Genomic DNA, 14,333 nt, shown 5'->3' on the forward strand with positions numbered 1-14,333 from the left:
TAAAACTAAATGTTATGAAAAGAAAAAATCAATGGCTGTTACTCCTTGGAGTCCTCCTCTCTGTTGCAGTGATCTCCTGTAAAAAAGAATATTTTAATGGTGGAAGCTTACAAAACGGTGTCTTCAAAATGAGCGCTTATGAGTTCCTGAAAACGAAACCCCTCTATTTTGACACCTTGGTTACGGTGATCGATAAATCCGGGCTAAGGGACGCATTTGAGAAAGAAGACATCACCTTTTTTGCTCCTTCAGACCGTGCGATAAAACTCAGCATGGACCTCTTAAATACGACGCGCTATTTTGCATCAAAAGACTCCATATTTATTAAAGACATTCCACAGTCTATATGGAGAAAGTACTTATCACAATACCTGATCAAAGATAAATACCTGTTAAAGGACATCGCTAGATATGATTCGGGGCAGCCCAACGTTTATCCGGGACAATACATGACCTCTTATGACGGTTACATCATGAATCTTGGTGTACAGTTTAGCGACTATAAAGGCACCAGGGATGTCGGTCCACGCACGGTCGTGTTCAGAAACATTGGTGATATCGGCAACCCTTTAAATTTCGGGGCTACGGTTGCAACATCAGACCTGCAAACCAACAATGGTGTCATCCATGTCATTAATGATACGCATAATTTTGGTTTTAACTCCTTCTTATTTATTACTGACGTAAATGAATATTTCAAATAGGCAACAAATTCAGACCAGCATTTCATCAATATAAAATACCGTCTTATGATTTTTAATTCTAAATATAAAATAGTTCAATTGCTCTCTGCAGTCAGCCTCCTCTTTATTTGTAGCCTGACTTCCTGCAAAAAGAATGAAAGCATTGGGAAAGACCCTTATGGAGATGCCAAACCTCCGCTCGATTTAAAAGTCAATGCATTGGCTTCAACCCCTGCTCAGGGAGATATCGCTTCGACCGTTACTTTAACCGGATCGGGATTTCTGAAATATAAAACAACGCTCAATGTATTGTTCAATGGACAGAAGGGAGAGGTACTATCGCTATCAGACACAGAAGCCAAGGTGAAAGTACCGGAATGGGCCAGCAGCGGAATGATCACCTTCATGGTTGGAGCGCAAATCTTACCGGGTCCAAAATTCCAGGTAAACGGAAATATCAAAATAGACAAGGCCTTTAACTCTTATGTAGGTGCAAATGAGGACATCAATAACATTACAGCCCTTCCTGATGGCCGGATGCTGATCCTGGGCAACTTCACAGATTACAACAATTCAGGCATCCGTTCCGGATACAGTAAGCTGGCGATTATTTCGCCTGAAGGGATTTTAGATAAGTCCTTTAAGCCAGGCAAGGGGATACCTTCCGGCAACTTAAACAAAGCAGCACTCCTCTTAGATGGTAAAATCCTGATTGGCGGACAGTTCAACACTTACAACAATAAAAAAGGCCGGATTGGAAACATTGGAAAAATATCGCTCAGCGGTGCCATGGATTCTACTATTTATTCGTTTATCGACAGGTCAGGCGAACCGAAAAAAGATACGGTACCTTCTTTCGCTGCGTTCTTTAGTGGCCCGGTAACGGAGATGATGGTACAACCCGATGGCAATATTATTGTAGGCGGCGCCTTTAAATATTATATGACAAAAAGGTATTATCCAAATCAAAAAGACACCATTATTACCGATTCTGTAGTCGTAAATAACATTGCCAGAATTAAACCTGATGGTTCACTGGATAAAACATACAACTTCAACCTACCGGCAAATCAGGCTAACGATAGCTTTAATGGATATATATACGATGCCCATATGCAAGCTGATGGAAAAACAATCGTTACAGGTGCTTTTAGTAGTTATAACGGAGAAAGTGTGAACAGAATTGCAAGGATCAATACAGATGGAACACTGGATAAAAGCTTCAGTACAGGTTCTGGTCCGAATGACCTGATCACGTCCATACAGCCCTATGTAAATGGGCAGATGCTCATTTCCGGTAGTTTTTCCACTTTCAATGGAAAAGCGGTTTCAAAGGTTGCCATCTTGAATCAAAATGGTGGCCTGGAAGAAAGTTTTAATACCGGAGTTGGTGCAGATGGAGTGGTGACCAAAGCCAGCCGGCTGGGCAACGGCAAAATATTGCTGACCGGTTCTTTTCAAAAATTCAATGGCATTAACAGATATGGGTTTGCTGTTGTAGAACCTACAGGTCAGTTAAGCGCGAATAACAACACCATCGGAGGGTTTATATTCACAGACAACAGGTTTAGAAATCCGGTTTTTGATGTGATTAACGTAGATAACGGAAAAGCGGCAATTCTGGTAGGAGGATTCAGCTCCCTGGATCTCCAGCAAAATAACCGGCTGGTCAAAATCACTTATTAATTAGCAAGTTTTGAAAATCAACAAAATGATCCTGGTTAGGGCCAGGATCATTTCGTTTTTAACACCCGCATTTTAATTTATCTGGTTATAGGATTACAATTTCTCGATTTCTTCAATTGAAAGGTCGTTTAACTCAGCGATTTCCTCAATGGGAACCCCTCTTTGCTTCTGTTTTCGGGCCATCGTCAACTTTTGCTGATAAATACCTTCTTGTATTCCTTCGTCTCTTCCTTCCTGTATTCCCTGCTCCCTACCTTCTTGCCTGCCTTCTTGCCTGCCTTCTTGCCTGCCTTCTTCTATTCCCTGCTGTCTGCCCTCCTGAAGACCTTCGGCCATACCCTCGATTTTCGCCTTTTCCCCAGCCTCTTTACTAGCCCAGGCAATACTAGCATCATAATCCAACTTTGCCTTTAAGTTAGATTCATAAAGTGTCCGTTGTCCCTTTGTTAGTTTACTCACCTCTGCGATTTTAAATAATTTTTTAAAGATTCCCTGATTGAGGTACGATGGTACCTTTTCCATCCTGCTCATATTTTTAAGAATATAAAACCACTTATCTAAATCAGACGACAGTTTATTTACCTCTTTGTCGAAGTTAGGTAATTCCAGGAATTTAAACCCAAACTTGTCGTAGAAAACTTTACCTGTATCCTTATTCATTAAAACAATATCATGTAAAAACCGTTCCTCGTCCTTATCTCTGAACTTGAAATCCAAAACTGCTATTAAATACACTTCCTTAAGTTGATCTTTCCAGTTAGATTCACCTCTGGGGAGCTGTTCACTCACTAATCTGGACAAATAGTACACACAGCGTTCACGAAAGCCACCATGCTGAATACGTTGCATTTCAATGATAAACTGTTCACCACCGCTTCCTGTACACATCAAATCAAAAAAGACTTTCTTATTCTCATTTGTGCTTGCTGCATGTTCCGTAGGACTAAAAACCAAATCAACGATTTCTTTTTGTCCGGCAAAAATGGCATTCAAAAATCCAATTATAATCTCTTTATTTGGTTCAGCTCCTAAAAGGTGCTTAAATCCAAAATCTGTAAGCGGGTCAATAAATCGTTGATTGGTCGCGGGGGTTATAGTAGTAACTGTCATTGTCTAACTTATACAATAAAAGCAACAAAAACAAATATTAAATTAAATAATTATCATATAAATTATACTTAAATATTTAAATTGAAAAATTTTAAAACTGTGTTTACCAAAGCTACCTCAATTGAATTATCTAACCTACAAATACAGATGATCTATCCCCCCACAGAGGTCTTGACACCAAAATATATTGATATCTTGATGTCAAATAAAATAGCTGCAGCGCGTATGGAAAGTTTTTTATTTCAGACACCTGAAGAACGGTACCTGACTATGATGAACAACCATCCAGAAATTTTAAATACTGTTCAGCTTTACCATATATCTTCTTATCTTGGAATTCAGGGTCCTTCTTTAAGCCGGATCAGAAAAAGATGATGCCGTGTAAACGATTTTAACCGGGGTTAATTTTTTGGCTTTGTTTCTGCTGAACTTTGGACCAATTCCTGTTAACCTAAAATTCAACAATTATGAAAAAGAAAATCAACATTACTCTGGTACATGGAGCCTGGGGCGATGGTTCTCACTGGCGCAAGGTGATTCCAATTTTAACTGCGGCCGGGTATACCGTAGGTTCAGTTCAAAATCCGCTGACTTCCCTTTCCGACGACACTGAGCGAACCCGCAGACTCGTAGAATCTTTTGATGGCCCAACGCTTCTGGTAGGACACTCTTATGGCGGAGCCGTAATTACTGAAGCTGCTGGAAAGAGTGACAAAATAGTGGGCCTCGTTTATATTGCTGCTTTTGCACCTGACGAAAATGAAAATCTGGGCATGCTATTGGGCAGGACCACTGCTCCCGCTGGTGCCGCAGCATTACGCCCCGATCAATATGGCTTTCTATGGATTGAAAAAAGCATGTTTGCGGAAAATTTCGCACATGACCTTTCCGTAGAGGACGCTTTGGTGATGGCCCTTGCACAAAAGCCAACTTCAGGAAAATGTTTTGAAGACAAACCGGACTATGTGGGATGGAAAAATTTACCGACCTGGTATCAGGTGTCTGAGCTCGACAGAATGATCCCTCCCGAAACACAACATTTCTTTGCAGAAAGAATGAAAGCCGACACCATTAGCTTATCCTCAAGTCATGCTTCTATGGCTTCTCATCCAAAGGAAATCGCTGATTTGATCATAAGAGCAGCAGAAACACTGGAAGGATAATTTCCTTCTTGCCAAAAAACAATCTGATCGGAAGCGCTATTAACGTCTGCGATCAGATTGATAATGCGCTATTTATTTTAATTCTTCAGAAATGGCGTTCGTAAACCGACCAGCTCCATAGCTTTTCTCCATCCTTAGCTTCAGGGAATCGGCGAAAACGAATAGGCCGGAAAACTATAATCATTATAAGTACTAAAAAATGCGGTTCCACAATTTTCCGGTAAAGTCGCCAATCCAAAAAGCATAGATGAGAAGTCTATTCCCTGAACTTCATTGGCCTTCCAGGAAGGGTTACTGACACTATATCTCCATAAAATTTTATGGGAGGTGCCCGGAAGCGTGTAAACACCTTTGTTGGCATTGTACAAACTCAGTAAGTCAGCTTTTGCAGTTGGGTTAATGGGGATAAAGCCACTGATGATATGCGGAGAAACCACCTTACCTGCATTGTCATTAATACGGTTCGCATGATAACCTGAGGGGTCGCTGCCCGCACCTAAGCCCCATTCGTAAGGAGCAATACCACTCGTTAATGTCCACCATTTTTTATCAGCCTGCATGGCATTATTCATGTATTGCATATATTGAGTATTTGCGGCATAAGGATGACATAGATAATAGCAAAACTGAGGGATAAAATCAGAAAGAAAAGAACCAGGATAATCTGTTAAAACCTCAAAACCAGAATAGGTTGATTTAGGTAAGTTTGTTGTATTCGCATAGAAATTATTCCACAAGGTTGTTGCCGGTCCCCCCACCCCATTTTCAGATTTAAAGGCCAGATAAGCCACAATCATATATTCATTGTAAACAGCGGTATTTCCAATTCCATTGCCATTTGCATCCAGTGAAAGATAGATTGCTCCGGTAGCGGGGTTCGCAATTGCTTTTGACCAGTTGATGGATTTATACAGGCCGTCCACGAGCGTTGCTATAGTTGTGTTTGTACTGAAATATTTTTTACAAAATAATGCTCCCGAGACCATTATGGCTGCATCGATGGTACTATATTCGGAATTCCAGGCCTGGACTCCTGTTTCCATGTCTACAAAATGTCTCGGAAAGCCAGCTGTGTTTACATCCAGCTGAAAGCTGGCGTTCTGGCCTAGTAAAGTCTGTAAGGTAGTAATTACCTGCTGGCTCCCATTTGCAACCCAGCCCATTTTATCAGCAATGCAAAGGGATACCAGGCCTGTCCCTATGTTGGCAACCGAAGCAGGATGATAATCCGTTCCGTTAAATAGTTTTGAATCCCTGTAAATTCCTTTCGCATTCCGTTGCATTTCATATACACGGTAGGAGTTTCGGAACAGGTCTGTTAAAATGGGAGAAGTAACGGGCTTTCCATTAACGTCTTCTCCTGTGGCGGGTTCGTTCTTTTGTTTTGAACAAGATGAAGACATTGCTGCCAGGAACAATAGGGCAATAAAAGGCAATTTTGCTTTAGTTAGAAATTTTAGGTTCATAAAAATCAACAGGTTTGGTTTAGCATAATATTAAGAAACGGAATCCGCTCCCACAATAAAAAGCACCACTACATGACTACATCATCAATGCAATACATTCCTTTTTAAAGCAGCTAAAGGTGGTGTTTAAATTACCAGAAAGAGCAATTTATAGTTTAATGAGATTTACAAAATACCCCTAAAAGGATGTGCAAAAAATGTGGAGCAGAGAGGTAATGATGTAGTCGGGGTTAAATATCAACAAAAGTTAACACATACTAAACTAATGTTTATATGAAATACCCCCTCTGTTTTTGGAGAGAAAAAATCAGGAAAGCCAGTCAGGTAATTCGTACCATTTCATACTGCCGGAGATATGCCTGATCAGGAGTTCATGACTTTTGGTGAGTTTAACATCAAGAATTTCACCTTCATAATCAAATATTCCGGCAGGATTAGTTGTCAGTTTACCGGATTTATCATAAGCGTTAATAGAACATCCCTCGGTCAATAACTCCCCTATACATCTCATGGTTTCTCTCTCAATTAGCAATAAGCGGTGATATCTGGTAAAAACAACGAGGTATTTATTATTGAGATAAAACACTAAATATTTCAGGCTATCTTCATCCTCTTCTGAGGGATACTCCCCCTCTTCCGTCAAAATTTCAACAAGGACTTCATGAATAATAAAATAAGGCCTTCCGGAATTGAAAAGCCTTATTTCGCTAACCATATCTGATTTCGTTTATTTCTTACGGACTGCTTTAAAATTTCCGTTTGGTTGTTTGACGGTCAGCGACTCTACCAGATCCCCGTTAAGTTCAAACTTCAGGCTATATCCTGCCAAGGCATTAACTTTAAAGGAATGTGCTCCCAGAGAAGTCGTTTCATAATCCCGTTGTCCGGGCAAAGAGACAAATAAAGTCTTGTCTTTGAGGTAGACTTTAACCACCGTTTTACCCAGATTATAATCACCTGTATATTTGTCCAGCATTTCTTTAGTTAAAGCGACTGCTTTTGGACGAAAAGCAAATACAAGGGGTTTTCCATCCATGGGAAGACTCACTCCTGTTATTTTTCCATCCGTTCCAAAGCTGAAATTCATTCTAAAATTGCTGCTTGTAGTATCTATTTTCCCTTTTTTATCAATATCTCTGGCTTCAAAGACATCATAATGGTAATGTTTCAGAAAGATTCGTTCTTTTCCCAGTGTAGCAAACAACGAGTCCCCTCTTTGAGACACATCAACTGTACCTGCAATAGGATTTTCATAGAAGCCCACATAATTCCTGGCAGGATGCGAAGGTTTGGTATTCAACACCTGCTCCTCTCCTGCTTCTGGCTTTTCGTCATTTTCCTTTTTCCTGGCCTCTTCTTTCTTCTTGTTTTGCTCCCCATTCCAATCTATCTTGTTTAGCTTAAAAATCCGATCGGCAATAGTATTGCGGACCAGGCCAGGAACAGGGGAACCATTCTGATTGGTTAGCACAACGATTCCGATGTCGTCTGAGGGAAAGAAGGCTGCATTTGCTGAAAAGCCATCAATATTTCCACCATGTTCTACCAGGTAATATCCGCGGTAAGAACTGATCATCCATCCAAGGCCATAGCTGGCTGAATAAATATCTTTAAACTCTCCTGGCAAAGCGCCCGACATCACCATTTGTGCACTTTCTGCCTGTCCGATATAAGAAGAAGGAAGAATCTCTTTTCCGTGATAACGGCCACCACTCGTCCAAAGCTGTAACCAATGCGCCATTTCATTGACACTGCTGTTGATCGATCCTGCCGGGCCCATACCAGAAATATCGTAATATTCCATTTTTTTAATGACACTATCTTTTTCCAGTGTATACGGCAGAGAAGCATCCGAATCTTTCTGCATATCGTAGATACTGGTATTAGAACGCGTCATTTCCAATGGGATAAAGAATTTTTCTTTTATATTTTGCTCCCAGGTTTTTCCGGTAATCTTTTCAGCGATCATCCCCTGAGCAAGAAACATATAATTGTTATACTGCCATTTCTCTCTTAATCCGGCGTTTGGCTCCATATACTTCACACGCTGCAAGATGCTGTCCCTGTTAAGCGTATTGAAGAGATACCAGGAATAATCATAACGGGACAATCCGGTCCGGTGACACATCATGTCACGAACCGTGATCTGGTTGTTCATGTTGTCATTGAAAAACCGCAGCTGTGGCAGGTAAGTTGTTGCCTTGCCATCCAATGAGAGTTTGCCATCTTTCTCCAGCAAACCCAGCAGAGCTGAGGTAAAAGCTTTTGAGCTTGAACCTATCGCAAAAAGCGTATTTGGGGTAACCGGCTTTTTACCCTCCACATCCCTATAACCAAAACCTTTACTATAAATGATTTGATCACCTTCTGTTATCGCTACTGCAAAGCCAGCAACTTTTTGATCTTTCAGCACCTTGTTTAGTACGACGTCCAGATCTGCTAACCGGCTATCCGGAGTAACATTCTTTTGCTGGGCAATTGCACAAATACTGAAGCAGGAAAGAAGAAAGCAGGTAAATATTTTTTTCATATGGTTTATGTTTTAGTGATGTGACACCTAATTTAGCAGATAGTTACAACTATATTCCTTTCTCTGGATTTTATTCCCTGATAAATTAAACGAAGCTCCGACAGTCTTTTTACTAAAATGCGTTGGAGTCGTTACTAAAAAAACGATTGCCCAAATCTAATTTTAGACGATCACGACAGAATAACCCATTTTTTCATGAAAAATATACTAGTTTAGTAACTCGAACGTTACAAATGCAGTTAAACAAACAAAAACGCCAATCTGACGAGGAGCTTCTGAAGGCAATTCAAAACGAGGACCGTTCTGCTTTCGAATGCTTATATCATAAATACTGGCAGAAGCTGTACCTATCTGCTTACCACATCCTTAAAGATATCCATGCTGCTGAAGATATCATTCAGGAAATCTTTGCCCAATTATGGTTAAAACGGGATCAGGTCGCCATTGATAACTTAGCGGCCTATTTACACACTGCAGTTCGTTTTCAAGTATTTAAAGCCATCCGTGACGGGAAAGCCAGAATAGATTTATCAAGTCAGGCAGAAGAATTCTTCGATAAAAACAGTATTGAAGACATCCTTCATGAAAAAGAATTGGATAAGCGTTTAGAGGAAAGCATTGCGACCCTTCCAGAGAAATGCAGGGAAATTTTTATTCTGAGCCGTAAAGAGCACTTGAGTGTTAAAGAAATTGCTGCACGTCTTCAGATCTCTCCAAAAACCGTCGAAAACCAGATCACCATTGCATTAAGAAAACTGCGCACTCAGATGGGCGATCTCCTATTCTGGGCTGTGGTCCTGCTTAGGGTAATCACAAGACACTAGCTGACCATAATTTTTATGGTTAATGAAAATATTTTATTTTTCTCTAATTCCTTTGGGGGGTCAGCCTTGATTATGGTACATACTTAAAAATAACAGGAGTGAAAGAAGCGGAATTCAAGCATTTAATAGATAAATATCTGGATGGAGAGGCAACTGAGGCTGAACAGGTATTGTTATTTAGTTTTTATGATGGATTGCAGGAAGAAAAGTCGGAATGGAATACACCTGTTATGGGCGAAGCAGAAGAAGTAGAACGGATGATTTTAGGGAAAATCAACGTAAATATTGATGCCAATGAAGTAAGACCTCTGATTAAAAGATTCCCATGGTGGTCGGTTGCTGCGTCTATATTAATCCTCTTAAATCTGGGCTTGTATTTCTTTAGTCCTCAAAAAAACACGAACCAAGCTACCGATCAAGCCATATCAAAGATTAAAGCAGGAGGAGACAAGGCTTTTCTAATTCTTGCAAATGGAAAACGACTGAGCTTAACCGATGCAGACACGGGAAAAATCGCTGAACAGATGGGATTACAGCTCTCAAAATCCGCAGATGGGCAGTTAATTTATACCGTGTCTGATAAAAAATCAGCACTACAAACCGGAGAATCTGTTTATAACAAGATTGAAACCCCGATTGGCGGAAAGTACCAGATTAACTTGCCAGATGGAACAAAAGTATGGCTGAATGCAGCTTCATCTTTACGTTTTCCTGTTGTTTTTACTGCTGCGGAACGAAGAGTTGAACTTACGGGAGAAGGGTATTTTGAAGTCTCCAAAGATAAAAACAAAAGGTTTATAGTACTCACAGAAGGACAGGAACTGAGCGTCTTTGGTACTCATTTTAACATCAATGCCTATCCTGATGAACCAGCCGTAAAAACTACCTTACTGGAAGGTAGTGTCAAAATAAGCCAAACCAACAGAACAGGCCCTGATCAAACTATCCAATCCCGCTTTCTTAATCCCGGACAACAATCGATCTTAAATGCCAGGACTTTTGAAGTGAAGAATGTAGATACCGAAAGCGCAGTGGACTGGAAAAATGGACGGTTTATATTTAACGATGAAGACATTAAAAGTGCAATGCGCAAACTGTCAAGATGGTATGACATCAAAGTCTCCTATGAGGGAAATTTTGAGCACATCAATTTTGGCGGTTCATTTTCAAGATCAAATCACCTTGCTGACATTATAAAAATTTTAGAGGCCACAAATGAGTTTAAGTTTGAAGTAGAAGGAAGGGAGGTGAAGATTGTAAAATAAACATTTACTCAGCAGCAGCCCAAAATAAAACCGGAAGTGTTGACTCCACTCCCGGCAGTAGTAGTTTTGGGATTGCCATTCCAAGAATCGATATTTTTTAATCAACCAAACTTAACAGCACATGACTAAGTCATGCGATGTCTGTTGTTGAAACCCAAACTAACCAAATGTATGAAAAATTACACTTTTAATTCATACGGCACCTGCTGTATGAAAAATAAGTTACTCGTTACCCTAAAGTTTACAGTGCTCTTAATTATTTCTGCTTTTATGCAGGTAAGTGCGGCCAGCTTTGCTCAGAAAAACATCTCCTTATCCGAAAAGAACAGTTCTTTAAAACAGGTCTTAAAATCTATTGAGGCCCAAAGCGGATATAGTGTCTTTTTTATTCAGAAAATGATCGACAAAGCGCTTCCGGTAACCATAGATGTAAAAGATGTTCCTTTAAAGGAGGCGCTGGATCAATGTTTTGAAAATCAGCCACTCAGCTATTCCATTCGGGCAAACACCATTGTGATAAAGGAAAAAGAGCAGAAAATCCTAAAAGTCAGCACAGCAGCAAATGCACAGGATGTGACAGGGACGGTTCTTGATGAGAACGGATCGGGAATTCCCGGGGCAAACATCAGGATCAAAGGAACTGATCGCGGAGGCGTAACAGATAGCAATGGACAGTTTAAACTGACCAATGTACCAGAAGGCGCTATTTTAGTGATTTCTTATATCGGCTATTTTACCCAGGAAGTAAGTGTGGGCTCAAACAGTCAGCTTACCATTAAAATGAAAATACAGCCTAGTGATCTGGATGAGGTAGTCGTGGTAGCTTATGGTACTCAGAAGAAAGCCAGTTTAACAGGCGCCGTGGCAACTATAACTCCTAAACAGATTAGTGAAAGACCTGTGACTTCTATTCAGAATGCCTTACAAGGAATTTCTCCTGGTTTAACCATTTTGCAACGTCCTGGCGATGTGAGCTCATCTGCAACCAGCCAAACCACCGTCAGCATCAGAGGTAGAAGCAGTCTGGCAGCAGTAGGATCTCCAATGTACATTATTGATGGAATCCCGGCTACTTCACAGGAATTTGCTACCCTAAATGCCAACGATATTTCTGGAATGTCGGTATTAAAAGATGCGTCTTCTGCTGCACTTTATGGATCCAGGGCCGCAAATGGGGTCATTATGGTAACGACCAAACGTGGTAGCGGTGACCGGGTTACGATTGGCCTCAATGCAAATTATGGCTGGCAATCCCCTACCAGAATTGCTAAATATGTGAATTCCGTGGATTATACCACGCTTTATAATGAAGCGCTGACCAATGCCGGAGCAGCTCCATTATTTACCGCTGAACAAATTCAATGGTACAAAGACGGTTCCAAACCTGATTTATATCCAAATACAGATTGGTATAAAGAAGTACTGCGTAAAAATCCACCTTTAAGAGACATCAACCTCAATGTGAATGCACCGGGTAAGATAACTAACAGTTATTTAGGGCTTTCTTATCTGAATCAGGGGTCTTTCGTTCCAAATAAAAAACAGGATCGCTTTGTAGCCAAACTTAACACCGAAACCGTTGTGGTTCCGGAAATCCTGAAGTTCGGGACTAACTTCTCGTTTATCAATCAGAGCTTTGACCGTCAGGGAGATCTAACCTGGACTACCTTGAATCGATCCTTACCCACTTCAGTCTTTCGTCAAAGTAATGGAGAATGGGGTTCGATAGAGAATGGAAAGGTCAACTCTCAGGCAGCGGCAGGAAACCAGGCGCGTGCGATTGCTGAAGGAGGAAAGGCATGGGATAGAAACAATTATATCCAAACCGCAGCAAATGCTAGTCTAACCCCATTGAAAGGACTTTCCATTAATGGATTGGTATCCCTGAAATTTACAAACGGAAACTCCTGGTCTTTCAATAATACATTGATGCCAATCAATAATTTCTTAACAGGCGCTCCTATACTTTCTACTCAGAGGATACAGAATGATGCCCTGGAATACTGGAGTAAAAGAAAAGAATTGTTGGTACAGGGAACTATTGATTACGAGCGTACTTTCGGCAAACATTATGGCAAGCTAACTGTGGGATCATCTCAGGAGAGCAATGTAAACAGAACTGCCTTGGTAGGCCGCAAGAATTTCCCTAACAATGACATGACTACTATCGTAAGTGGCTCTACAAATCCTGAAGACATTAACTCTGATAGCGACGGCCAGGCAAACAGAAGTAATCAAAGTGAATGGGCAATGCGTTCTATATTTGGAAGGTTCAATTATACTTTTGACGAAAAATACCTTCTTGAAGTCAACACCCGTATTGACTATTCATCCAGGTTCAAAGATGATGTCCGCCGGGCTGTATTCCCATCTTTCTCTGCCGGTTGGAACTTAACGAAAGAAGAATTCATGAAAAACATAAGCTGGCTGAATATGCTGAAAATTCGTGGTTCTTATGGATCACTGGGAAATCAGGATGTGGTACCGATCGGGAATTATTTTGACCTGCTTAACACCGGTTATCAATACAGTTTTGAAGAAGCACCTCAGGGCGGGGTTTATCAACAAAAAATCTCCAACGACCGTACCAAATGGGAAAAAGTATACATGACCGACCTGGGAATGGACATCAGTTTATTTAAAGGTAAGTTAGACATCACTACAGATTATTACGTTAAAAACACCAAAGACCTTTTAATGAGGATTCCGAGGGTTTCCAGTATTGGGGTAGGCACAGGTGATCTTCCGCTTTCCAACGGAGCTTCGACCAGAAACAAAGGTTTTGAGCTTGCCATTACACATAATCATAAAATAGGGAGCGATTTCACCTATAGCATTGGCGGTAATATCTCCGTGATCAAAAGTGAGATTACCAAACTTGGGGAAGACAACAGAGAAAATTTTGACGGCAGATTTATTCAAAAGGTAGGAGAATCCATAGGCTCCTTTTATGGTTATGAAGCCGAAGGCCTTTTTGTGGATGCCAATGATGTGGCAGGCCATGCCTTCCAAACCAATTCAACCAAGGCCGGAGACATCAAATATAAAGATTTGAATGGCGACAATAAGATTGATGCTGCAGACCGTAAAGTAATCGGGAATGATGTACCGTGGTTAAATTATGGCTTTAACCTTAATGCCAGTTATAAAGGTTTTGACCTGAGTGTGATTACCTATGGTGTGGCTAAAGTAAAGACGTATTTATCGGAAGAAGCAGGCTATCCTTTCTTCAACGGTGCCAATGTTAAAGAACAATGGTTAAACCGCTGGACAAAAGAAAACCCGAACCCGAATGCAGATTTTCCAAGAATCCTGCGTACAGGAGATGGTACACATAATTATACCCCAACTTCCTCTTTCTGGTTATTCAGCGGGGCCTATTTCCGCGTAAGAGGCATCACATTGGGCTATACCATTCCTCAAAACACGGTTAAAAAAATCGGTCTGTCGAAACTTAGGATATATGGAACTACAAATAATCCATTTACCATTATGGCAGATAAGCGTATGGGTGATTTTGATCCTGAATCAGCATCTGGAAGAGGTAGTTATCCTGGTGTTAAAACCTGGTCAATTGGTTTAAGCGCAGGTTTCTAATCCACAATT

At 40.7% G+C, this 14,333-nt stretch carries 10 protein-coding genes; 6 read left to right on the top strand and 4 right to left on the bottom strand.

The annotated features are described in order from the left end of the window. The first annotated feature begins 14 nt into the window (after positions 1–14). Both BLQ87_RS11895 and BLQ87_RS11900 read left to right on the top strand, forming a co-directional pair. Entirely contained in the window at positions 15–704 is a 690-nt protein-coding gene (locus tag BLQ87_RS11895; RefSeq protein WP_074606737.1) for a fasciclin domain-containing protein, read from the top strand. A gap of 45 nt (positions 705–749) precedes the next feature. Continuing rightward, a complete protein-coding gene (locus tag BLQ87_RS11900) occupies positions 750–2,369 on the top strand; it encodes an IPT/TIG domain-containing protein (RefSeq protein WP_074606740.1) in 1,620 nt (539 codons plus the stop codon). A gap of 93 nt (positions 2,370–2,462) precedes the next feature. On the opposite strand, the gene BLQ87_RS11905 is transcribed toward BLQ87_RS11900, so the two are convergent. After that, positions 2,463–3,479 carry an Rpn family recombination-promoting nuclease/putative transposase gene (locus tag BLQ87_RS11905; protein WP_074606742.1) on the bottom strand — a complete coding sequence of 339 codons (1,017 nt, stop codon included), beginning with the start codon at positions 3,477–3,479 and terminating at the stop codon, positions 2,463–2,465. 467 nt (positions 3,480–3,946) lie between these two features. Between BLQ87_RS11905 and BLQ87_RS11915 the strand changes: the two genes are divergently transcribed. Then, positions 3,947–4,642, top strand: a complete 696-nt coding sequence (locus tag BLQ87_RS11915) for an alpha/beta hydrolase (RefSeq protein WP_074606744.1) — start codon at positions 3,947–3,949, stop codon at positions 4,640–4,642. 140 nt (positions 4,643–4,782) lie between these two features. Here BLQ87_RS11915 and BLQ87_RS11920 read toward each other — a convergent pair whose 3' ends face one another. The 3 genes from BLQ87_RS11920 to BLQ87_RS11930 all read right to left on the bottom strand — a co-directional run bounded on the left by BLQ87_RS11920 (position 4,783) and on the right by BLQ87_RS11930 (position 8,638). Then, positions 4,783–6,108 carry a hypothetical protein gene (locus tag BLQ87_RS11920; protein ID WP_074606746.1) on the bottom strand — a complete coding sequence of 442 codons (1,326 nt, stop codon included), beginning with the start codon at positions 6,106–6,108 and terminating at the stop codon, positions 4,783–4,785. A 307-nt stretch (positions 6,109–6,415) separates the two neighbouring features. Beyond that, on the bottom strand, positions 6,416–6,823 hold the full coding sequence (locus BLQ87_RS11925) for a hypothetical protein (protein WP_074606748.1): 408 nt from the start codon (positions 6,821–6,823) through the stop codon (positions 6,416–6,418). A 12-nt stretch (positions 6,824–6,835) separates the two neighbouring features. Then, positions 6,836–8,638, bottom strand: a complete 1,803-nt coding sequence (locus BLQ87_RS11930; RefSeq protein WP_074606751.1) for a serine hydrolase — start codon at positions 8,636–8,638, stop codon at positions 6,836–6,838. Between the two features lie 233 nt (positions 8,639–8,871). Between BLQ87_RS11930 and BLQ87_RS11935 the strand changes: the two genes are divergently transcribed. The 3 genes from BLQ87_RS11935 to BLQ87_RS11945 all read left to right on the top strand — a co-directional run bounded on the left by BLQ87_RS11935 (position 8,872) and on the right by BLQ87_RS11945 (position 14,324). Beyond that, the gene (locus tag BLQ87_RS11935) at positions 8,872–9,462 is read left to right on the top strand and encodes an RNA polymerase sigma-70 factor (protein ID WP_074606753.1); all 591 of its coding nucleotides are present in this window, start codon (positions 8,872–8,874) and stop codon (positions 9,460–9,462) included. A gap of 98 nt (positions 9,463–9,560) precedes the next feature. Continuing rightward, positions 9,561–10,727 carry a FecR family protein gene (locus BLQ87_RS11940; protein WP_074606755.1) on the top strand — a complete coding sequence of 389 codons (1,167 nt, stop codon included), beginning with the start codon at positions 9,561–9,563 and terminating at the stop codon, positions 10,725–10,727. A 210-nt stretch (positions 10,728–10,937) separates the two neighbouring features. Beyond that, entirely contained in the window at positions 10,938–14,324 is a 3,387-nt protein-coding gene (locus tag BLQ87_RS11945; RefSeq protein WP_074606757.1) for a TonB-dependent receptor, read from the top strand. Positions 14,325–14,333 lie beyond the last annotated feature (9 nt).

Origin of the sequence: Pedobacter steynii, assembly GCF_900103665.1 — a bacterium.
Lineage (GTDB): Bacteria > Bacteroidota > Bacteroidia > Sphingobacteriales > Sphingobacteriaceae > Pedobacter > Pedobacter steynii.